The 21,649-nt window shown below is 37.6% G+C and carries 19 protein-coding genes; 13 read left to right on the forward strand and 6 right to left on the reverse strand.

Going from position 1 to position 21,649, the window contains the following annotated elements; genetic code table 11:
* Positions 1-260 precede the first annotated feature (260 nt).
* The 7 genes from CBW18_RS07815 (at position 261) to CBW18_RS07850 (ending at position 5,993) form a co-directional block, all read left to right on the forward strand.
* The gene (locus CBW18_RS07815) at positions 261-896 is read left to right on the forward strand and encodes a hypothetical protein (RefSeq protein ID WP_088300746.1); all 636 of its coding nucleotides are present in this window, start codon (positions 261-263) and stop codon (positions 894-896) included.
* Between the two features lies 1 nt (position 897).
* Positions 898-1,194 (forward strand): transcriptional regulator, encoded by a 297-nt coding sequence (locus CBW18_RS07820; RefSeq protein ID WP_088300747.1) that lies wholly within the window; start codon positions 898-900, stop codon positions 1,192-1,194.
* Positions 1,195-1,252: 58 nt separating this feature from the next.
* Complete coding sequence (locus CBW18_RS07825) at positions 1,253-1,537, forward strand: hypothetical protein (RefSeq protein WP_088300748.1); 285 nt, start codon at positions 1,253-1,255, stop codon at positions 1,535-1,537.
* A 22-nt stretch (positions 1,538-1,559) separates the two neighbouring features.
* Entirely contained in the window at positions 1,560-3,131 is a 1,572-nt protein-coding gene (locus tag CBW18_RS07830) for a DUF4173 domain-containing protein (RefSeq protein WP_088300749.1), read from the forward strand.
* A 45-nt stretch (positions 3,132-3,176) separates the two neighbouring features.
* Entirely contained in the window at positions 3,177-3,485 is a 309-nt protein-coding gene (locus CBW18_RS07835; RefSeq protein ID WP_088300750.1) for a hypothetical protein, read from the forward strand.
* Between the two features lie 247 nt (positions 3,486-3,732).
* On the forward strand, positions 3,733-4,932 hold the full coding sequence (gene sucC / locus CBW18_RS07845) for an ADP-forming succinate--CoA ligase subunit beta (RefSeq protein ID WP_088300752.1): 1,200 nt from the start codon (positions 3,733-3,735) through the stop codon (positions 4,930-4,932).
* A 380-nt stretch (positions 4,933-5,312) separates the two neighbouring features.
* Positions 5,313-5,993, forward strand: a complete 681-nt coding sequence (locus CBW18_RS07850; protein ID WP_172406471.1) for an outer membrane beta-barrel protein — start codon at positions 5,313-5,315, stop codon at positions 5,991-5,993.
* 129 nt (positions 5,994-6,122) lie between these two features.
* Here the strand turns inward: CBW18_RS07850 and CBW18_RS07855 are convergent, their stop codons facing one another.
* The gene (locus CBW18_RS07855) at positions 6,123-7,325 is read right to left on the reverse strand and encodes an MFS transporter (protein ID WP_088300754.1); all 1,203 of its coding nucleotides are present in this window, start codon (positions 7,323-7,325) and stop codon (positions 6,123-6,125) included.
* Positions 7,326-7,429: 104 nt separating this feature from the next.
* Between CBW18_RS07855 and CBW18_RS07860 the strand changes: the two genes are divergently transcribed.
* Positions 7,430-7,987, forward strand: a complete 558-nt coding sequence (locus CBW18_RS07860; protein WP_088300755.1) for an NADPH-dependent FMN reductase — start codon at positions 7,430-7,432, stop codon at positions 7,985-7,987.
* 314 nt (positions 7,988-8,301) lie between these two features.
* Positions 8,302-8,904 (forward strand): outer membrane beta-barrel protein, encoded by a 603-nt coding sequence (locus CBW18_RS07865; RefSeq protein WP_088300756.1) that lies wholly within the window; start codon positions 8,302-8,304, stop codon positions 8,902-8,904.
* A gap of 71 nt (positions 8,905-8,975) precedes the next feature.
* On the opposite strand, the gene CBW18_RS07870 is transcribed toward CBW18_RS07865, so the two are convergent.
* Positions 8,976-10,634, reverse strand: a complete 1,659-nt coding sequence (locus tag CBW18_RS07870; protein ID WP_172406472.1) for a M28 family metallopeptidase — start codon at positions 10,632-10,634, stop codon at positions 8,976-8,978.
* 65 nt (positions 10,635-10,699) lie between these two features.
* Positions 10,700-13,525 carry a S8/S53 family peptidase gene (locus CBW18_RS07875; protein WP_088300757.1) on the reverse strand — a complete coding sequence of 942 codons (2,826 nt, stop codon included), beginning with the start codon at positions 13,523-13,525 and terminating at the stop codon, positions 10,700-10,702.
* Between the two features lie 122 nt (positions 13,526-13,647).
* On the opposite strand from CBW18_RS07875, the gene CBW18_RS07880 reads away from it, so the two are divergent.
* On the forward strand, positions 13,648-14,481 hold the full coding sequence (locus tag CBW18_RS07880; protein ID WP_088300758.1) for a M57 family metalloprotease: 834 nt from the start codon (positions 13,648-13,650) through the stop codon (positions 14,479-14,481).
* Between the two features lie 95 nt (positions 14,482-14,576).
* Here CBW18_RS07880 and CBW18_RS07885 read toward each other — a convergent pair whose 3' ends face one another.
* Positions 14,577-15,020: a PepSY-like domain-containing protein gene (locus CBW18_RS07885; RefSeq protein WP_172406473.1), complete on the reverse strand. Its 444-nt coding sequence runs from the start codon at positions 15,018-15,020 to the stop codon at positions 14,577-14,579.
* Between the two features lie 165 nt (positions 15,021-15,185).
* Positions 15,186-17,693, reverse strand: coding sequence for a DPP IV N-terminal domain-containing protein (locus tag CBW18_RS07890; RefSeq protein WP_088300760.1), 2,508 nt, complete (start codon positions 17,691-17,693; stop codon positions 15,186-15,188).
* A gap of 176 nt (positions 17,694-17,869) precedes the next feature.
* On the opposite strand from CBW18_RS07890, the gene CBW18_RS07895 reads away from it, so the two are divergent.
* The 3 genes from CBW18_RS07895 to CBW18_RS07905 all read left to right on the forward strand — a co-directional run bounded on the left by CBW18_RS07895 (position 17,870) and on the right by CBW18_RS07905 (position 21,038).
* Positions 17,870-18,748 carry a polysaccharide deacetylase family protein gene (locus tag CBW18_RS07895; RefSeq protein ID WP_088301335.1) on the forward strand — a complete coding sequence of 293 codons (879 nt, stop codon included), beginning with the start codon at positions 17,870-17,872 and terminating at the stop codon, positions 18,746-18,748.
* 200 nt (positions 18,749-18,948) lie between these two features.
* The gene (locus tag CBW18_RS07900; protein WP_253248989.1) at positions 18,949-19,833 is read left to right on the forward strand and encodes a polysaccharide deacetylase family protein; all 885 of its coding nucleotides are present in this window, start codon (positions 18,949-18,951) and stop codon (positions 19,831-19,833) included.
* A gap of 38 nt (positions 19,834-19,871) precedes the next feature.
* Positions 19,872-21,038, forward strand: a complete 1,167-nt coding sequence (locus tag CBW18_RS07905; RefSeq protein WP_088300761.1) for a DUF3298 and DUF4163 domain-containing protein — start codon at positions 19,872-19,874, stop codon at positions 21,036-21,038.
* Between the two features lie 118 nt (positions 21,039-21,156).
* Here the strand turns inward: CBW18_RS07905 and CBW18_RS07910 are convergent, their stop codons facing one another.
* Positions 21,157-21,609 (reverse strand): 3-oxoacyl-ACP synthase, encoded by a 453-nt coding sequence (locus CBW18_RS07910; RefSeq protein ID WP_088300762.1) that lies wholly within the window; start codon positions 21,607-21,609, stop codon positions 21,157-21,159.
* Between the last annotated feature and the right edge of the window lie 40 nt (positions 21,610-21,649).

Genomic DNA, 21,649 nt, shown 5'->3' on the forward strand with positions numbered 1-21,649 from the left:
GAAATAATCACAATAATCCTTTCATCTGTGTAGTCATCCCGAAGGTAAGAGCGGAAAGCGTGTGGCGGTGAGCGATGAGCATGGAAAATAATCACAGTAATCCTTCCATCTGTGTAATCATCCCGAAGGTAAGAGCGGAAAACGTGTGGTGGTAAGCGTGTGGCGGTGAAGTAATGGCAAAAATGATAGGTATAATCAAACCAAAATAAATTTGCAGTTATCATTTTATTACTTAACTTTGAAAAACAAAGCACTTTCAAATGAGTAATCAAGAAGAACAATTAAATGCCCTTAAGGATATCAGACAAATGATGGACAGGTCGTCACGTTTCATTTCTTTAAGTGGTTTATCTGGTGTTTTTGCCGGTGGAATAGCTTTAATCGGTGCTTATTTCGCACATGAGGAAATTGAAAAATTCTTTGCAAAGCGAGGTTACAGTTATGGTGTGGAAGGCGAAATGGACCTTGAGTTTAATTTAATCAAACTTGGCTTAATCGTACTATTTGTGGCATTGGCTGGTGGTATTTTATTTACTTATAGAAAAAGCCAGCAAAATAACCTACCCATCTGGGATAAAACATCTAAAGCTTTATTATTTAATTTGATGACTCCCCTGGTTGCCGGTGGTTTATTTATTATCGGTTTACTGATTAATCATCCGGATACCTACAGCATTATTGCCCCAACTTGTTTAATCTTTTATGGTCTTGCACTCATTAATGCGAGCAAATACACCCTTAGCGACATCCGGTATTTAGGCTATCTTGAAGTGATACTGGGTTTAATCTGCATGTTTTATGTTGGATATGGCTTATTCTTCTGGGCATTTGGCTTTGGTGTGCTCCATATTATTTATGGCCTGGTCATGTACTTCAAATACGAGAGAGGTGCTTAAGATGAAAAATCCGATAGCAGATTTAAATAAAATTTTCGACAGCAGGATCAGGCTGGGCGTAATGTCTATGCTTGTGGTAAACAATGAAATTAGTTTTAACGACCTGAAACAAATGCTAGAACTTACTGATGGCAATTTAGCTTCACATCTAAATACGCTGGAGCAGGCAGAATTTATCAAGGTACATAAAGGTTTCATCGGCAGAAAAACCAGTACTACCTACTCTATTACAACTTTGGGCACGCAAGCTTTTAAAGCACATTTGGATGCACTTGAAAAAATGATCAAAAAGCTATAAACTATTTTTTTTGATCAATCACTTTGAAATACAAAGCACTTTTAAAAAATAAAATGATATGGAACCACAGATTATACCCATTGGAAAAAAGGTCGCCCTTTACTCAGCCGTGATTGGAACATTACTTCTCGTCTCTTACCTCATCAGCAAGGATAATTTATTAATCAAAATAGGTTTTACTTATATTCTATTTGCTATTCTGGTAAATATTTTCATTCTACTGGTATTATTTATAGCCCTTTTTTTACATGAGGCACACTGGAAAAATATTGTGGCAACCATCATTTGTGTTTTGCTCAATATTCCGCTAACAATCTTCTACCTGACCATTATAGCACATTAAAATCACCTGTTAACATTCTATTATGAAAAATAAATCCAACCTCTTGCTCCTTGCCGCCTTATTTGGTGGCCTGCTGTTTAACTTTTTATTCTGGAAAGAAAGACTGGCACTTAATTTATTCATCTACAGTATTTATATTTTAGCGGTCACCTACTTTAATCCTGACGTAACCAAAAGCAATAAATTTAAAATTTATGGCTTAGCACATCTTTCGTCAGCCATTTTAGTGGTAATTAACAATACAGATTTATCTATCGCAACTTATTACATCAGCTTATTGGTATTTATTGGCTTCAGTCACAACCAACAAATCAGAACGGTATTTGCGGCAGGGTTGGCAGCTATTCTTCAAATGATCACAACTCCTTACAATGCCATTAATAACCTGAGTAAAATAAGTATTGGCAATTTTAAACTGAAACCTGTTTTTAGATTAATCAAGTATATTATCATACCAACGATTGTAGTGATCTTTTTTACTTGTTTATATGCTGCCGCTAACGAATTATTTGCACACTATGTAAATACCATTTTAAGCAGCATTTTTAATTTCTTTGAAAGTATTCTTCAATTCTTTTTTGAAGACCTGGACATAGAGCGCTTCTTTTATTTCTGCTTCGGATTATTACTGACAGGTGGTTTATTGTTACCATTTTTTAATAAAGCCCTGGAAAACGCAGAATTAAAGGCCCCTGAACAATTAAAAAGAACCAGAAGAGAATCGAACCAAAAGACGCTATGGTACCAGGTTATGGAAACGTTTTCCGGCAATTTGTTATCACGCAAAATGGCACTTAAAACCGAATATGTTACTGGTGTAATTATGTTTGCAGCACTTAATATTTTATTGTTTTTACTCAACACTATTGATATCAGCACCCTTTGGTTTGGCTATAAACCAGCAGGGAATTTCTCGAGTGCACTTCATGAAGGCACCAATTCTTTGATTTTCAGCATTGTGATGGCCATGGCTGTGATCGCTTATTTCTTCCGGGGAAATTTAAATTTTTACCGTAAAAGCAAAATCCTTAAGTCCCTGGCCTATGCCTGGATGTTTCAAAATGTAATCCTTATTATTTCAGTCTTCATCAGAGATGGATATTACATTGAGTTTTATGGCCTCACACACAAAAGAATTGGCGTTTTAGTATTTGCGCTGCTCTGCATTATCGGCCTGTGCACAGTTTACCTAAAGGTAGCCCGGCAGAAAACTTTATTTTATCTCTTTAGAATTAACGGCAGCGTATGGTTTTTCTTGCTTCTGGCCTTTAGTGTAATAAACTGGGATGTTGCCATTGCAAAATACAACCTGGCACAAAGTGATAACATTTCTCTTGATGCAGATTATCTCCTTTCCCTTTCTGATAAAACCTTACCTGTTTTGGATAAAAACAGATCGAAACTGCACTACATGCCATCGAAAGTGTATGATGAAAGGGAAATTGCCCAACCCCAAACTGCAGATGACTACAGGAACCAACTGGATGAACGAATTGGCTATTTTAAGACACGTTATGGGGAGGAAGGCTGGCTGTCATGGAATTTGCAGGATTGGAAAGTAGCCAACTACTTTGGAATAAGGCATTCCAATTAAATCACTGTAGCATTCATAATTATAAAACATTAAATTTAATACATCATGACAACTCAACAAACACTCCGATCAGCAAAAATAAGAATAAGGATTATTTTTATTATCACTGGTTTAATTTTAAGTATTCCATTGGTAGCCATGCAGTTTACTAAAGAGGTAAAATGGACAGTTTCAGACTTCATAATCGCAGCAGGATTACTGTTGGGCACAGGCTTAGCAATAGAACTGGTGATCAGGTATGTTAAACCCAATCTCCCAAAAACAATATTATTAGTGGTTATACTCTTGCTTTTGTTTCTCACATGGGTAGAATTAGCCGTAGGAATTTTCGGAACACCTTTTGCCGGAAGTTAGTTAGCCAGACTGCTGCTAATTTAAAACCTACAATGTTTACACAAAAAAATGAAGATGGAAAGAACTACTTTCTCGGATTCACATAAAACCTTCATTTTCTTTAAAAAATCAGTAAATTCTATTTGTTTAAAGGCTTTAGAATTGTAGCTTTGGGCAAATTTTGTAGCAAATGAACCCGATACTATTAAAATAATTATTTTAATAGTAATAGGCTCCATCTGACAGATAAAGACAAAAATATAAACAGATGAATATTCACGAATACCAGGGTAAACAAATATTAAAAAGTTTCGGTGTTAACGTTCAAGAAGGAATTGTTGCCGATACTCCGGAGCAAGCTGTTGAAGCGGCCAAGCAATTGAAGATCGATTACAACTCTGATTGGGTGGTAATTAAGGCGCAAATCCACGCTGGTGGTCGCGGTAAAGGTGGCGGTGTTAAATTAGCTAAAAACCTTGATGAAGTTAAACAACGTGCTACCGATATTATTGGTATGCAATTGGTTACCCCTCAAACCGGACCAGAAGGTAAATTGGTGAGTAAGATTTTGGTTGCTCAGGATGTTTATTATCCGGGTGCTTCAGAAACTAAAGAATTCTATATCTCTGTATTGTTAGATCGTGCGGCCGGCCGTAACATCATCATGTACAGTACTGAAGGTGGTATGGATATTGAAGAAGTTGCTGAACATACACCACACTTAATCTTCAAAGAAGAAATAGATCCTAAAGTTGGTTTACAAGGTTTTCAGGCACGTAAAATTGCTTTTAACTTAGGTGTTAGCGGTGCTGCTTTTAAGGAGATGGTTAAATTTGTAACCGCTTTATATAAAGCTTATGAAGCAACTGATTCTTCGATGTTCGAAATTAATCCGGTATTAAAAACTTCTGATGATAAAGTAATTGCTGTTGATGCTAAAGTTAATTTAGATGAAAACGCATTATTCCGCCATGCGGATTATGCAGCAATGCGTGATGTAACTGAAGAAGATCCGATGGAAGTGGAAGCCAGTGCTTCTAACCTGAACTTTGTTAACCTTGACGGTAACGTTGGCTGTATGGTAAATGGTGCTGGTTTGGCTATGGCCACTATGGATATTATTAAATTGGCCGGTGGTGAGCCTGCTAACTTCCTAGATGTTGGTGGAACTGCAAACGCACAAACCGTTAAAGCTGCTTTTAACATCATCTTGAAGGACCCTAACGTTAAAGCCATCCTGATTAACATTTTTGGAGGTATCGTTCGTTGTGACCGTGTTGCGCAAGGTGTGATTGATGCTTATCAGGAAATCGGAAATATTCCTGTGCCAATTATCTGTCGCTTACAAGGTACAAATGCAGAAGAAGCTAAAAAATTAATTGACGAGTCTGGCTTACAGGTTTACTCAGCAATTGCATTGAAAGAAGCTGCAGATTTAGTGACCAAAGTATTGGCTGAAAAAGCATAATTAAAAGTAAAGTTAAAAGCTAAATGACGAAAGCAAAAAGCTAGGTTATATTTAGCATCATTATATTAGACAGCCTGTTCATCAATGATGAACAGGCTGTTTCGTTTTATATCTAATAATTTTTTGGCTGGTGAGACACCAACCAATGGATGATCTCTTAACCTACTGGTGGTGCCTTACCCAATAGACTAAGTTTGCTCGGTCAATTTATTATATTTTTAATTTGATTTTTCTCTTATGATTTTTATTTGGTGAGATACTTGTTTGATAGGTACAAAGTATCATACCTATAGGTTTTAAGCATGTAAATAAAACCAGCTATTAGTGTAGTTTTTTAATTTTTTTATTGTATTTTGTAGGACACAAAAACACAAATGAAAATGAAAAAACAACTACTATCGCTGGCTATGCTATGCGCTGTTGCATTTGCCTCAAATGCACAAACAGAAAAGGGAAACAATTTAATTGGCGGAAGCATCTGGTATAGCAAGGATAAACGAACCCCGGACAATCTTACGGCCTTAAATTCACTAAATTCGACGAACTATGGCATCACTCCCCGTTTTGGCCATTTCGTAAGTAAAAATCTGGCAATAGGTTTGAGCGTTGGTTTTAACAGAAATAAAAATCTCAATGAATCAATCTTTTATACAGGTAATAATACACTAATCACCAATTCTGAAAATAAAAGCAACAACTTCAATGTCGGCCCTTTTGTAAGGTATTATATCAATATAATCGATAAATTTAAATTTTTTGGTCAGGGTAATGCATTAGTTGCTTTTGGAAAGTCTGTCTCGCAAGATGGTGGATCCCTTACGGTTATTCCGCGGAGTACCAAATACAAAACTACAGCGTATTTGGCAGCGGTTAGCCCGGGTTTTGCATTTTTCCCGACAAGGCATTGGGCATTCGAGTTATCTCTCCCTTTACTCTCCTATAACAAGTACAAGATGAAAGATGACGGAAATAATATAAATTCTCAGGCTTATAAAAATGAAAGCTTTCAGTTTGGATTCGATTCATTTAATCCCAGTATAGGATTGAATTATCACTTTTAATATAAAAAGCTCCGTCTTGCTGAAAGGTCGGAGTTTTTTACTACTCGTTAATGTCTCATCAACGAGTAGTAAAAAAGTATTATTAAAACACTTATTTCCTATTACAATACTAATTATTCCTATTTTATATTACTTTTTCTTAGTCTCAATATTCGGCAAAAAGCCGGTCAGTAAACCAATCAGCGGGAGAAAAGCACAAATACTAAATACATAGGCTATTCCTTTCGAATCTGCCAATTTACCCAATAAGGCAGAACCTATTCCACCCATCCCGAAAGCAAAGCCAAAGAATAAGCCCGCCACCAGGCCCACTTTTCCCGGAATCAATTCCTGTGCATAGACTAAAATGGCAGAAAATGCTGAAGCTAAGATCATCCCAATTGGAACGATCAACACTCCTATCCAAAACAAATTGGCATGTGGAAGTAACAGTGCAAAAGGTGCTGTCCCTAAAATGGAAGCCCATATTACATATTTCCGTCCTACCTTATCCCCTATCGGCCCACCCAGCAAAGTTCCTGCAGCTACAGAAAATAGAAACATAAACAAATATATCTGAGAGGTTTGAACAGATACCTGAAATTTATTGATCAGATAAAAAGTAAAATAATTGGTCAAACTTGCCATATAGAAATATTTCGAAAAGATTAAAAGCAATAAAATAGCAACAGAAAAAATCACTTTGTTCCGTGAGAATCGGCTCACTTCAGTTTGAATGACAACTTTCTTACTTCTGGCAATCATAAAACCTTTATACCAATTGCCTACGTAACTTAATATAACAATAGCCAAAAGTGCAATTGCCGAAAACCAGATCACACTAAACTGACCATACGGCACGATGATCCATGCAGCCAGCAGTGGGCCAAAAGAACTACCGGCATTTCCTCCCAATTGAAAAACAGATTGTGCTAAACCTCTTTTCCCTCCCGACGCTGCATGCGCCATTCGGGAAGCCTCTGGGTGAAATATGGACGAGCCAATACCAATAAAGGCAACAGAAATGAGCATGTTATAAAAATGAGCTGATTGAGAAAGTGTAATCAATCCAATCAGCGTGAAACCCATCCCCACGGCTAAAGAATAAGGCTGAGGCTTTTTATCGGTATACAAGCCCACAAAAGGTTGCAGCAATGATGCCGCCATTTGAAAGGTTAGCGTTATTAATCCAATCTGAGAGAAGCTTAAACGATAACTTGTTTTGATAACGGGATAAATCGCAGGAATTAAGGATTGAATGGTGTCGTTTAACAAATGAGAAAAACTCAGGGCAAACAAAATAGGGAAAACAGTTTTTTCTATAAGAGGAGAAACGCTATTATTTTCTGACATATATATTTAATAAATGAATTGCAACAACTATTATTAATCTTTAATCATAGTGTAGCTACATAATAAAGAAAAAAACTTTTATACGCAACCTCCGTTTAATAAATATGGAAAAAAATAAAAAAATAATCGGCCTGTGCGGAAGCCTTCGAAAAGGTTCCTTTAACCACATGTTGTTAAAAGTAGCGGGTGGCTTGTTACCTGAAGGTGTTGACTTTGAAATTGTAAAATATGATGATATCCCTGTTTACAATGAAGATCATGATACACCGAAAGCAAATGAACGACCGGCAAGCGTAGCTAAATTCAGGGAATTGCTCAGTACTGCTGATGCATTTATCATCGCATCGCCAGAATATAATTATTCTATTCCTGGCGGATTGAAAAATGCCATTGACTGGGCCAGTCGTGGAAAGGATAGTCCGCTCATGCATAAACCTGTTGCCGTTATGGGGGCTACACAAGGTCTTTGGGGTACAGTAAGAATGCAAGCTGCATTTCTTCCGGTATTTACCTTTTTGAATATGAATCCGGTTTTACAGCCAGAAGTATTAATTGCCCAGGCTCAAAATAAATTTGATGAAGCCGGAAACTTAAACGATGACATGGCAGTAGACTTAATTAAAAAGAAACTAGCACATCTGGTTTCCGCCAGCAAAGTATAATAATAACGCCGACATTCCTAAAAGTGCTGCCATAATAACAGTTAAAAAAGCTGACATTTATGCCAAAAAAGTCAGATTGTCAACTTTTTTAAAGCAAAAAATCAATCAATTGATTAATTTTTAGTCACACAAAAATAATAATGATTTAACCCCTATTTTATATATCGTTATCAATTAAGCAGTTAATATAAAACTGATTTTTTGATGACGATATGATATTTTATTGGCATCGATATTGACTTTTAACCAAATATAGTCAGAAATTAAAAAAGTAAAATTGACTATATTTTTAATAACAAATAAATAATAAAACGATGAAAAAATTATTATTATCATTAGTTGCAGTTGCAGGTTTAGTTTATGGTGCAAATGCACAAACTGAAAAAGGAAAAGTGATGTTGGGCGGAAGTGTAGGTTTCAATTCTACAAAAGTAGAAGGCGCTGCAAAATCTGATGTGAGCTTTAACATTGTACCAAATGTTGGTTATTTCGTAAGTGATAACTTTGCTATTGGTACAGGTGTTGGTTATACATCTGATAAAGAAGTAAGCAGAAACAATATCAATCAGGCATTTAAAGTAGCCCCCTTCGGTCGTTACTATGTTAACTTATCAGATCAGTTTAAATTCTTCGGTCAGTTATCTGTACCAATGGAATTTGGAAACAACAAATTTGTAGATAACAATGGTGATACCGGAGCTAAAATTGGAAAAACGACAGAAATTGGTGTTAACCTTGCACCAGGTTTTGCTTTCTTCCCAACCAAAAGAATTGGTATCGAAGTTTCTGTTAACGGTTTAGGCTACACTAACCTGAAAGTTAAAAATGAAGTTACAGGCAATGAAATCACAACTAATTCTTTTGGCTTAGAGGCAAGTACCTTAGCACCAAAATTAGGCGTACAATTTCACTTTTAGTATTTTGCTTAACACTAAAATAATTAACTTTTTTTATAGCGCATCCCGATTTAAAGTCGGGATGCGCTTTTTTATTTCTTTTCTCTTATGGCTTTAAATTCTGAACCTGCTTTCCATTTTGGATAAACGTCTTCATTGCTCAGGCGATAACCTAAATCAAAAACCAATCTTACATCTTCCACAATTCCGGATAAATCCCAGGTTTTTGCATCGAAATTATCCTGAGGAGAATGATATCTGAACTTGGTAAAGTCTGCTACCTGTTTTAAGCCCCATTCTCTTCCATTTTTCATATTATCTACACCAGAACCCGTAAATAGAGATGGTACCCCCACTTTAGCCAGGTTAAAATGATCAGATCGGTAATACAATCCTGAAGATGGAACGGGATCAGGAACGACTACCCTACCCTGCTTTTTCGCTGAAGTTGCGGCATAATCTTCCAGTTCTGACTGACCAAAACCATACACCACAATATCTTTCGTTTTGCCAGCAATGCCCATCATATCCATATTAATATTCGCCACTGTTTTAGCCAATGGGAAAACCGGATGTTTGGCATAGTACTCAGATCCCAAAAGTCCCTGCTCTTCAGCAGTATAAGAAATAAATAAAATGCTTCGTCCTGGTTTATTTGGCAACTTTTTAAATGCTGTTGCCAGTTCTAATAAAGAAGCAACTCCTGTGGCATTATCTACCGCACCGTTATAAATGGAGTCGCCCTTTACCTTTTCACCAATACCTAAATGATCCCAATGGGCAGAATATATAATGGCCTCATCCTGACGCTTACCTCCCGTTACTTTTGCCAGCACATTGTAGGACACCGATTTTTTGATCTTATTTTTAACAGTCAGCGAAGTGGTTAAACCTAAATCAACAGCCTTAAAGCCTTTCTCCTTTGCCCTAGCCATTAAGTCATCACTTTGCCCTGACATTTTAAAGAGTGATTTTGCCTTGTCTAAACTGATCCAGCCCTCAATCACCGTTCTGTTCATGCCATTATCTGCCGATTGCAGGTTGAGCTTTGATTTAGACCATCCACTTCTTACCACACTCCAGGGATATGCAGCAGGCTCAGTATCATGAATGATCAGTACTCCAGCTGCGCCCTGTCTGGATGCCTCTTCAAATTTATAGGTCCACCGACCGTAATAAGTCATATTTTTGCCTTTAAATAAGGTAGAATCTGCAAAACCTGGATCGTTAATCATCACCACCACAGTTTTACCTTTTACATCCAAACCTTTGTAATCATTCCAGCCATATTCTGGTGCCACGATTCCAAAGCCTGCAAATACCAAAGGAGAATTAGCGATACTTACCTTCTCTTGTAGCCTTCGCGATCCCGCAACAAAATCAGTCAGGTAATTTAAGCTTAACGAACCAGGTTTACCTTTAATCAACATCTGATCTTCCGGCACCGATTTTATCTCTACCATGGGTACTTCCTGAAAATAACTATCCCCGTTTCCAGGTTCGAGACCTAATTTTTCGAATTGAGTTTTTAAGTAGCTTATGGTTTTGGTTTCACCATTGGTAAAGGGCTTCCTACCTTCTAAACTATCTGCGGCAATAACAGAAAGGTAGTGGGTCAGGCTGGAATCGTTAATCGCTTTTACGGAAAGTGAATCAGGAGAAGTGCTGCTTTTTTCGCTTCCTTGCTTGCATGATGTGAGCAAAAGAAGTGCACAACCTAATAAGAATATCGCTTTTTTTATCTTAATCATGTTTTGAAATTACAAAGAAATTAGCAAAAGCGGGGATAAAAACTTATCCTTAACTATTTAAGCATTTATCTTTTAATCAGTTTAATTTTCTTTACCTGCTCTCCATTTTTATTAATTACGCCTACATAAACGCCGGTAGCCAGTGCAGATAAATTAAAGCGGTTCGTACTTGCTGCCCTTTCTTCAAAAACTTTCTGCCCTAAAATATTAAATACTGAAAGACTATAATCTTCAAAAGAGCCACTTAAAACTGTTAAGTAGTCTGTTACCGGGTTTGGATAGAAAGAAAATTCATCTTCCTTAAGAAAGGTGACAGCAACCAGATCACTAGCAACATTTCCAGCTGCTGTTTCAAAGGTTACACGGTAAAATTGTATTCCAGACTTAGGTTTATCATCAAAAAAAAAGTAGTTCAAAACATTATTTCCTGGCTTTGTTTGTTGGAGAGCGGTATAAGTATTCACGCCTGTTTGTTTCTCCCAAATAATATTTTTAATACCCAGAGTGGTTCCAATACTGAGGTCAAGTCTTATTTTATTATCTGCAGTAGTGGATGCAAATAAACTTCTCACATAACAGGCTACACCTTGCTGTGTATAATCTATTGTATAACTCTTCAAACCGGTAAAACCCGATCCATTTGCTGCAACTGCAAAGTATTTACCAGGAATACTGCCGGTATTTAGCTTAACTAAAGTATCAGCAACAGTTAAAACCGGCGATAAAATATTATTGATGATACTATAAATTGTATAATCTTTGGCACCAGCTTGAGGATTCCAATTTAAAACTACCCCATCGGCGCATACATAACCTACATTTAATACTTTGGGAGAAGATATCACAAAACTTTGACTAGAAACCACCTCACTGCCTATTTCCATTTTAACGATGGCCTTCGAAAATAAATCTGGTGTGCCCCACTTATAAAATCCTTTTGCTAAATTAACGTCCGCACCTATCAATTTCCAACTCAAACCATCATCGTAACTCACCGAAAGTTTACCTGTTTTCTCAGAATAGGTATTTTCCCACCGGATATAATTATCTTCATTGGCAAAAAAGAAAACATCTTTTCCTGGTGTGATAAAAGAAAAAGTGTTTTTAAATTTATATTGATAAGCCAGGGCAAAATTTTGCTGGGCACCTTGCGTAATGCGGTCACCTTTTACATGAATGCTGAAGTTTCCTTCCTGTGGATGATCAATACTCAGCTGCTGAATAGTATTAATCAGATCTGCTTTTCTTGTTGCAGGTAACGCAATCGAATCCAGATTAGACGCACTGCTTAATACCCAGGGAAGCGTGATTTCTCCCGAAGGACTTTCCATACTTAAATCCAAACCATTAACCAGGCTTTGTACCGCATTTACTGCTGCCGCAGGGTCATTCCAGGTGATGGTAAGTTTGATCTCAGCAACATTTGCAGGAATAGTAAGCGGAACAATTAAATCTTGCCCCCTGGCAACACTATATAATGCCACACGATTTTCATCAATGGTTTTTAACGATTGAGCTACGTTCAATTTCCCGTAACCAAAAACATAATCAACCTGTGGCGCACCCAAATCATCAGCTGAGTTTATCAGGGCTGCCCTGATTAAGGCAGCGGAAGGTGCTTTACCAAATTTCTGATGATAAAACTGCTCCAGCAAGGCTACTGATCCACTGCTTATGGCAGCAGAACCTGAGGTACCATCCTCGCCTAATGCAACTAGCTCAGGCTTTACCCGTCCATCATACGCCGGGCCTTTACTACTTAGATTTTCAGAAACATTCTCCCGGTTAATCCCCCCGATGACCAGTATATTTTTGGCCTGTTTAAAATTCCCGGTTAAATTGGCGCGGGCCGTTAAGCCCTGATAAAAACCACTAGCCGGGGTTAGCGTACCACTGTTACCAGCAGAAAAAACATGCATTAAAGTATCAGTTTCAAAAACCTGCTGATCGTACGCCGCTGCTTCAATGCCATAATTATTATCGATTCCCGTTCCGTAGGAATGATTTTGCACTCGGATCTGAAGGCGACTTAGTTCAGTCAATTGATCAGGCAATAAGCGGTCAAAACTGGAAAATGCCAGTTTAGCTGCTGGTGCTGCACCAAGTCCGCGGATAAATGAATTGCCATTCCCCAGGGCAAGTGTGGCCATTGTGGTAGCATGTGTAGTTGCTGTACCTCCGGTAGCAGCTCCTGAAACTGTTTTTCCTAAAAGATCTAAATCCGTTATATCATACATGTCTTCTTTAAAAGAAATATTGATTCCGGTTCCGTTAAGACCAGGAAAAAGATCTCGGACATTGCTGATCTGATTCAGGCCCAGATCCAATCCATTAATCACCACTTCAGGCCTGGCAGTTGGGATAATATCAGCATATAATATCTCGTCAAGGGCCAATACTTCAAGCAAATCATCAGGCAGAATCTTAATGATATAAATGGCATGCTGCTGATCTACAGAAATTATACTTAACTGTTTTAATACTTCCTGAATCATACCGGTACTTTTAAGCGCAAGCCTCACGGTTATTGAATCGCCTTTTCTATTATTTTTTTGAAGGAGACTCATCAAACCGTCGCTGGCTTTCCATAAACCATTTGCCGGCGCCTGAAAAACAACCCCTTCAGTGAAGGAGGAAATATCACTTCTGCGCACAATAAAACAATCTGCAGTGAGCTGTTTTTCAGGCCGCATTTTCTGAATCTCTCTGGTGCTTAAAGGGTGATCAAACCTGACGACCAAAGCCTCATTTACCCAAAATTCGTTCTTATTTCTGTTGGAAGAAATAAATTTTTGAACTTTTTTTTCTACACCACCAGGTTGTCCATATGCATTTAAATTAAATACACAGAGAAAAAAACATATTATTAAATATACAGTATTGACTTTCAAGAAATATTTTATTGTAAAATTTTGTTTACATCATAATAGTTCCCTAAATTAGCATTTATAAGGTAATTTGCAAATTATATTAACTAACTTATCTAATAGTCCCAAATTAAAACTAAACTAAAATGAAAAGAACCAAATTTTTATCAGTTGCAGCGGCATGTTTACTGCTCTCAAGTTTATATTCTTGTAAGAATAGTAATACAGAAAATGCAGTAGAAAACAAAACTGATATTTCCACCAGCACTTTAGAAAAAGTCAAATCTCTAGGATTTAGTACCGAAAACATTCGCAAAACCAGCGAAGGTTATTTGGTAGAAGGCGACATCCTTTTAACAGAAGAGAATTTAACTGAAGCATCTTCAGGCGCTAAATTGAGTATTGCTGAAACTGAGCAGTACCGAACCACCAATGTAGTAACGTCATTACCTCGAGTAATCACGGTATCAGTTACAAATTTACCTCAGGTATACAGTGATGCTGTAAATACCATGATTTCCAGATATAATTCATTAGGCTTAAGAATCACTTTCCAAAGGGCAAATGCAGGTACCACCGGAAATATTAATGTGGTTGGTTTTAATGAAGGTCCAAGTGGAGGCTTTATCACCCTGGGTTCAGCTGGTTTTCCTACCTCTTCAGGCAATCCTTATAACCAAATCAGAATGAACACCAATTCTGCTGCTTATGGTTCAAATCCAAATTTATTATATCTTGCTTCTGTGATCCAGCACGAAGTAGGTCATTGCATCGGCTTCCGTCATACCGATTACATGAACCGTGCATTTAGCTGTGGTGCAAGTGGTGCAGGAAACGAAGGTGCATCAAACGTTGGCGCGGTATTAATTCCGGGAACACCATCCAGTCCTGATGCAGCATCTTTCATGTTGGCTTGTTCAAATGGCGGTAACCGCACATTTAACTCTAATGATGTTGTTGCCTTAAACTACATTTACTAAAAAAACCATTGCGAATTACCTCATTTAGAGCTCCGGATAAATCCGGAGCTCTTTTTATTTTAGTAAAACCTGGTGCTAAGCGATCTGTGAACGGCTTAATCAGCAAGTTCTTTAATAAATTTACCATCAGCACTGTACCAAACGTTAACATCTGGCGTACCTTCTATATCGACCTTATAGGTTATTTTACCTCCTGTGCTAATCCAATCCACATCATCTATTCTTCCCTGAGGATATTTCGCCTTAATACTTTTAGCAATGGCCGCCGGAAGCTGGTTGTTCGGAATATCTTTTTCGAATGAAATAATTTTCCCCGTAGCAGCGTATGTTGCACTGTGATCGGTTTTACCTAAATCAAAATCTACTTTATAATCTGCACCTTTCTTTTCCCAATCTACATCGGTAGCTTTTGGATATGCTTTTGCAAAAGCGGTTTTCACAGCTGCCGGAACATTTTTACTATCTATATCCTGGGCTAGACTATTGGCTATTCCTCCAACCAGAAGAAACACTGCCATTGTAATACCTTTATTATTCATATTAAAATAACATGAGAAAATAGTAATTGTTTCGCGCTTGAATTGGTACCGCGGGCAATTAAAACTCATCCTCATATCGTTTTCTGGGAGAAATTAAGCCAGGATTTTTATAAAAAAAATGGCCTGCAGTATCTACAGGCCATTAAAATGTATTCGTATTATATTTTATTTTCCGGTTTGTTCAATATCCCGGTCCATTTCTACCAGGTCAACATCTCCCGGTTCAGAGAAATCGCCTATCAGGTATTTATTAAAGTGATCGGCTAATTTCCAGAAAGCATATTCGGTCATGTCTCCAAAACCGTGTCGCTGACCAGGAATAATCAGAAAATCAAACCGTTTACCAGCTTTCATCAAGGCATTGGCCACACGGATTGAATTGGCCGGGTGCACGTTGTTATCTACATCGCCATGCATCAATAATAAATGGCCTTTCAAATTTTTAGCTAAATCAGGATTTTTATCAATATTATATTTAAAGGAAGTATCTCCTTTTAAAGAAATGGTTTCTTTTACGCCGTGGTGTTTTTCACTCCACCAACGGTTATAAATGCTGTTATCATGGTTACCTGCATTCGAAACCGCGGCTTTAAAGAAATCAGGATAAACCAACATGGCTGCTGTAGACATGAAACCACCACCAGAATGCCCTGTAATACCTACTTTTGATTCATCAATAAAAGCATATTTAGCTGCCAGTTGTTCAATAGCGGTTTTCTTATCTGCCAATCCATAATCACGAAGGTTGCCATAACCATAAGTGTGGTACCATTTGGAACGCGATGGATTGCCACCGCGGTTGCCCACAGTAATGACGATATATCCAAATTGTGCCAGGCGCTCCGTACGATCCATGCTTTTGCTAAATGCCTTATTTACGGCTTCGGTTTGTGGCCCCGGATAAACATATTCAATGATCGGATATTTCTTCTTCGGATCGAAATCAAATGGCTTGTACATTACACCATATAAATCAGTGATGCCATCATCAGCCTTTACCTTAAATGGCTCAGGGTATTGATAGCCCGCAGCCATTAATAAAGAAAGATCAGCGGTTTCCAGGTCCATTACTTTTTTGCCATTCCGATCGTAAAGCGTAGATTTTGGCGCCGTATTTACCCTGGAATAGTTATCTACAAAAAAGGTATTGTTATCATTCATAAATGCCGCATGGTCAAAATCACCGGCATTAAGCAGCTTCATATTTGAACCATCGAAATTGATACGATACAAATGCAGATAGTACGGATCTTCTTTCCCTTCTCTCCCATTGGCTGTAAAATACAACACACGGTTCTTTTCATCTACATTTACGATGCTTTCGCAATGGAAGGCACCCTTGGTAATTTGGTTTTTAAGCTTTCCATTCTCATCAAAAAGATAGAAATGCGCCCAGCCATCACGCTCACTCCAGTGGATAAGTTCTTTACCATCATTTACCAGACCCGGACGGTTCACTTCCACATAGGTATTGAAACGCTCATCTATTATTGGCGTTACCTTTCCTGTAGCAATATCAATGGTTCCGATATCAATTCTTTTTAAATCACGACTGGTGCGTGAAAAATAGAAGCGACTGTTATTTCCCAGCCAAATGGAAGGCCGGAACTCATTATCACGGTCTTTGGCTAAAACCGGCTTGCTCCATACGGATACACTCTGATCTTTAAAAGCCGAAACATTTAACTTTTTATAACTTTTTGCCACGAAATCAAAAAGCAATACTTCATCCTGCGGGGCCTCTGTTTCTCCCGGCATCTGATATTTATAAGTTTCGAGTGTTGGCCGCCCCGGAGTAACACTATTAATCACCCAAAGATCTTTTACCTTTCGGGAATCAGTCCTGTCTAAAACAAAATATTTTGAATTTGGCGACCAAAGCACATAAGCTGCTCTTCTTTTTTTGTTATTCTTTTCGTTTTCTACATTGTTTTCGCCATCGCCATCACTTCCATAAGAATAAAACTTAACGCCATCCTTTGTTAGCTGATGCTCTACAATGGTGCTGTCCTCATCATTTTTAACAGCTTTTTTATAATTTTCTTTATCCATCCAGTAGAGGTTATAGTTACGCGAAAATATAATGGCTGATGAATCCGGTGCGACTGAACCCCAATCTGGCTTTGGCTTAGGCTTACTAAAGTTCGGCACTTCTGTTAGTTTTGATGAAGCCAGTTCATACTTAAAGGAGTAGACCTTCTTCTGCATAGAATCAGCAGCCTTCTTATCTTTACGATCTTTTTTTAATTCATCAACAGAACTTTTCACCTCGAATGAAATGCTTTTCTCATCTGCGGCAAATTTTAGATTTTCCAGCGGTAAATGTTCCGCATCAAACGGATCGCGCACAATTAGCGTAATCTCTGCAGCCAGCTTTGCATTATCAAACAACTGCTTTTTAGTTTTAGAGGCAGGATCTACCAGATACCAGAATTTCCCCTTCGGACTTTCAAAAGTGTACCAAAAACGATTGCTTAATTTTAACCAATGTGGATCAACAGCAGTTGAATACACCATTTTTTTTAACTTGTTTGGCGAAAAACGTGAAGCAAGCTGGTAATTTGCTTTGGGTTGTGACTGAATATTCTCCGTGATGGTAAAAGTTTTGGTTTGTGCGAAGACAGTTAGCGACAGAAATTGTGCACAAAAAAGTAATTTGTAAATTTTATTCATTAATAAAGGTTTGGAACGGCTAAATTATTTAATAAAAGCCAATTATAATGGTCGAGATTTGTAATAAAAGCGTTATTGATAAAGAAATTCAGGCTGCAAATATTTTATTAACAAGCGATTATTTGATAGGTAAATACTTGGTAGAATTTATAGTTTTGCATTTATATATTATAACTATGAAAAACGGCGTACTAACCGCAATAACAGCTGGCGTAATTTTGCTGGCAAGCTGCCAATCCAAATCTACAGCAGAAACTGCAAAAACTGCAGATTCTACCGAAAATACAAATGCTAACGTTGCTACAACAGCTACACCCGTTGATGTATCCAAAATCAAAGTAGCTGATGCTAAAACCATTCTGGCCCGGAAACAGGTACCTATTTTGTGCTACCACCAGGTAAGAAACTGGAAACCTACAGATGGTAAGGTTGGAAAGGACTACATTGTTGAAGTTCAAAACTTTAAAGACCAGATGAAAATGCTCGCCGATAGTGGGTACCATACCATCCTGCCCGATCAGCTTTATGCCTATTTAAACACTGGCGCAGCACTTCCGAGCAAACCCATTATGCTAACCTTTGATGATACGGACCTCGATCAGTTTACGATTGTAAATCCAACCTTGAAAAAGCTGGGCTACAAAGCGGTGTATTTCATCATGACCGTTTCTATTGGCAGAAAAGGAAAATTTGTTGATTATATGAGCAGCGATCAGATTAAGCAACTTTCAGATGAAGGAAACATCATTGGCTCACATACTTATGACCATAAAAATTTTAAAAAATATGCCGGTAAAGATTGGGAGGAGCAGTTAGATAAACCAACGAAAAGACTGGAAGAAATTACAGGCAAAAAAATGACGGAGTTTGCTTATCCGTTCGGGCTATGGAATGCTGAAGGTATTCCTGAATTGAAAAAACGTGGTTTCAGAATGGCTTTTCAACTATCAACCAAGCGTGATGAAAAAGATCCTTTATTTACCATCCGGAGAATTATTGCCAGTGGTTACTGGAGTCCGAAAACATTAAGTAACAGCATTAAAAACAGTTTTTAATTTTTTAACCTCGGCATTAGCCGGGAAAAAGCGAATGTTTAAATTCTCAACATCCTTGTTTAAAGGCTAAAAACGAAGCGACAGACTAAACCTATATGAAGCATAACGCATTAAATTTAGGCATCCTAAAAAAGAGCAGGAAACAATTAAAAACTTTAGTTTATCTGAAAACGCAGTATCTTTAATAAAATCATGTTACCTTGAAAAAGAGATTAAAACCAGCATCAGGGCTTTCCCCCTTAATTTTAGCCTTATTTATAACCTTACTTTCTACTGCTTGCAGCAATTCGCAGAATAGGGAAAAAATCATTAAAACGACCTCTACCGCTGAAGTTAAAGAAGATCCTAAACAAAAGCCGGCAGATGCCAAAGCCATTATGGCTAAGCGCGAGGTTCCTGTTTTATGTTACCACCAGATCAGGAATAACCTGGCTAGCGACAGCAAAAGGGCACACGATGATATTATTTCACCGGATAAATTCCGTGAGCACATCAAAATGCTTGCAGATAGTGGCTACCATACTATTTTACCAGATCAATTGTACAATTACCTGGTGTTTAATGGCAAACTTCCTGAAAAACCCATCATGATTACTTTTGATGATACGGATATGGATCAATTCACTGTGGGAAATGCTACACTGAAAAAATATGGCTTTAAGGGTGTGTATTTTATCATGACAGTTTCCATAGGGCGCAAAGGGCGGATCAGTTATATGACTAAAGAAAATATTAAACAGTTATCAGACGAAGGAAATACCATTGCCAGCCACACTTACGATCATAAAAATTTCGCGCAGTTTACGGATGAAGACTGGAAAATCCAAATTGACGAACCAACAAAGAAGCTCGAACAGATCACCGGAAAAAAAGTAGAATATTTTGCCTACCCATATGGTGTTTATAAAGCTTCGAATTTACACAAACTGAAGGAATATGGCTTTAAAGCTGCTTTTATCCTTTCTACCGCCAGGGATGAAAATTACCCCCTATATACCATTCGCAGAATTATAGATCCGGGAAGATATACCGCAAAAAACCTTTATTATAGTATTAATAAGAGCTTCAACAAAACAAAATCATAAGTTCAACTGTCAACTATAAATCCTGACTAACCGGACTTATGAAAAAGCACTTATTATTTTACCTTTTAGTATCTGTCATTATTTCTGCATGTAATAACAATAAAAGCAAATCGAATCATCAGGAAACCGCAGATACTGCCCAAAATGTAAAACGCGAATTTAAAGGAAACTTTTACAAACGACTGGAAGGTACAATTGCGGGGAAACCCGTGGTGATGAATCTGCAGCGATTAGATGGTGATCTAGATGGAAGTTATTATTACGATGGTTCGTGGTTAAATTTATCAACTGATACCGTAATCTCTCAGGATAGCCTGATCTTATCAGAATACAGTTTTTACACTTCATATTTTGATCAAAATTCTAAGGAGCCTCATCTGCATTTAAAATGGACTGGTAACGGCTTTAAAGGGACCTGGAAAAGTGGTGATGAAAGTAAAAGCTTTCCCATCCTGCTAGAAGAGAAATATCCTGAAGGCAGTTATCAGTTTACTACTGGTATTTACCAGGATTCCGTAATAGCGTATCCCAATAAATCAAATTCTCCAACAGCTGAAATTACTTTTGAATACCTAAAAGCTACTGCTACAGATGATTCAGGAAATTGGATCAATAGTGAGTTGAAAAAAATAGATGGCTTAAAAGCATCTGCCGATCGGGAAGTCAGTTTTAAATCTATTGCTGCAGCATATTTTAAAGATTATAAGTCTCAAATAGCTGAACAGCAAAAAGAAAGCAAAAATGATGACTTTGAAGGCTGGATGAATTATACCAACAGTAGTCAGCAAACGGTGTTATATAATGAGAACGGCTATGTGGTGATTGATTTCCTGGCTGACGCCTACACCGGGGGAGCGCATGGAAACTACAGTAGCACCATGTATTGCCTGGACGTTAAAAACAAAAAACAACTGGTATTAGGTGACATCGTTAAAATTGATTCCAATAATCTCCAAAAGCTGTTGGAAAAAAGCCTCAGAAAACTGTATAATATCAAACCAAATGATGCAATCAGCACTGTTCTATTTGACGATTATCTCAAACCAAATAAAAACTTTTATTTCAACTCAAAAGGCCTGGCATTTATGTATAATCCTTATGAAGTAGCCAGTTACGCACAAGGACAAATTGTTGTTTTTATTCCTTTTAATGAATTAAAAACATATTTGGTGCCGTCATTTGCAGAAAGGATTGGTGTAAAATAATCAACAGGCGAAGTTTAAGAGGACTATAGTAAAAGAAAATTTTAGTGGTTCAATAAAGTCATTTTAAAATTGACAAACCTACAACCGGATAGCCGAGTGAATATGGTAAGTCAGGTCACTAAAGTATTTTTATCAACACATATTTTTTACCATTAAAACCCAGTTCATCTCCTACTTTCTTTCCGATAAAAAGTTTACCAATAGGCGCGGCCTGAGAAACAGCAAAGAACTGTTGCCCATCTAAATGAAGTTCTCCGGCACTGATGCTGATGTAAAAATTCCCTTCTGAAGTAAAGACTAAACTGCCATTTTTAACCTCTGTTGAAACATCAACACTTTCAATCTGTTGCAGGGAAATTTTCTGCTGCCCGGCTTCATACAACAGTTTACTGTTCCGGTCCATTTCCTGCTGCATCATTTCACGTGTAGTTTCGTACTTATCACCAGCACTGCTTTTGGTATCATCATTTGATGCCTGGCGAGCCTGCTGTAAGGAATATTCAATATTTTCTATCCGGTTTTGAATAAAAGTTAAGCACAGCTGATACAGTTGCGATTTTAAAGTAAGCATATTTTGATGGAAATCTGAGATGGGTAATGGAAAATATAAT

The sequence above is a fragment of the Pedobacter sp. AJM genome, assembly GCF_002197755.1.
Classification (GTDB): Bacteria; Bacteroidota; Bacteroidia; order Sphingobacteriales; family Sphingobacteriaceae; genus Pedobacter.

Coding starts and splice junctions, on each gene's coding strand:
- CBW18_RS07815 (WP_088300746.1), top strand. CDS start 261: ATGAGTAATCAAGAAGAACAATTAAATGCCCTTAAGGATATCAGACAA.
- CBW18_RS07820 (WP_088300747.1), top strand. CDS start 898: ATGAAAAATCCGATAGCAGATTTAAATAAAATTTTCGACAGCAGGATC.
- CBW18_RS07825 (WP_088300748.1), top strand. CDS start 1,253: ATGGAACCACAGATTATACCCATTGGAAAAAAGGTCGCCCTTTACTCA.
- CBW18_RS07830 (WP_088300749.1), top strand. CDS start 1,560: ATGAAAAATAAATCCAACCTCTTGCTCCTTGCCGCCTTATTTGGTGGC.
- CBW18_RS07835 (WP_088300750.1), top strand. CDS start 3,177: ATGACAACTCAACAAACACTCCGATCAGCAAAAATAAGAATAAGGATT.
- sucC (WP_088300752.1), top strand. CDS start 3,733: ATGAATATTCACGAATACCAGGGTAAACAAATATTAAAAAGTTTCGGT.
- CBW18_RS07850 (WP_172406471.1), top strand. CDS start 5,313: ATGAAAAAACAACTACTATCGCTGGCTATGCTATGCGCTGTTGCATTT.
- CBW18_RS07855 (WP_088300754.1), bottom strand. CDS start 7,325: ATGTCAGAAAATAATAGCGTTTCTCCTCTTATAGAAAAAACTGTTTTC.
- CBW18_RS07860 (WP_088300755.1), top strand. CDS start 7,430: ATGGAAAAAAATAAAAAAATAATCGGCCTGTGCGGAAGCCTTCGAAAA.
- CBW18_RS07865 (WP_088300756.1), top strand. CDS start 8,302: ATGAAAAAATTATTATTATCATTAGTTGCAGTTGCAGGTTTAGTTTAT.
- CBW18_RS07870 (WP_172406472.1), bottom strand. CDS start 10,634: ATGATTAAGATAAAAAAAGCGATATTCTTATTAGGTTGTGCACTTCTT.
- CBW18_RS07880 (WP_088300758.1), top strand. CDS start 13,648: ATGAAAAGAACCAAATTTTTATCAGTTGCAGCGGCATGTTTACTGCTC.
- CBW18_RS07885 (WP_172406473.1), bottom strand. CDS start 15,020: ATGAATAATAAAGGTATTACAATGGCAGTGTTTCTTCTGGTTGGAGGA.
- CBW18_RS07890 (WP_088300760.1), bottom strand. CDS start 17,693: ATGAATAAAATTTACAAATTACTTTTTTGTGCACAATTTCTGTCGCTA.
- CBW18_RS07895 (WP_088301335.1), top strand. CDS start 17,870: ATGAAAAACGGCGTACTAACCGCAATAACAGCTGGCGTAATTTTGCTG.
- CBW18_RS07905 (WP_088300761.1), top strand. CDS start 19,872: ATGAAAAAGCACTTATTATTTTACCTTTTAGTATCTGTCATTATTTCT.
- CBW18_RS07910 (WP_088300762.1), bottom strand. CDS start 21,609: ATGCTTACTTTAAAATCGCAACTGTATCAGCTGTGCTTAACTTTTATT.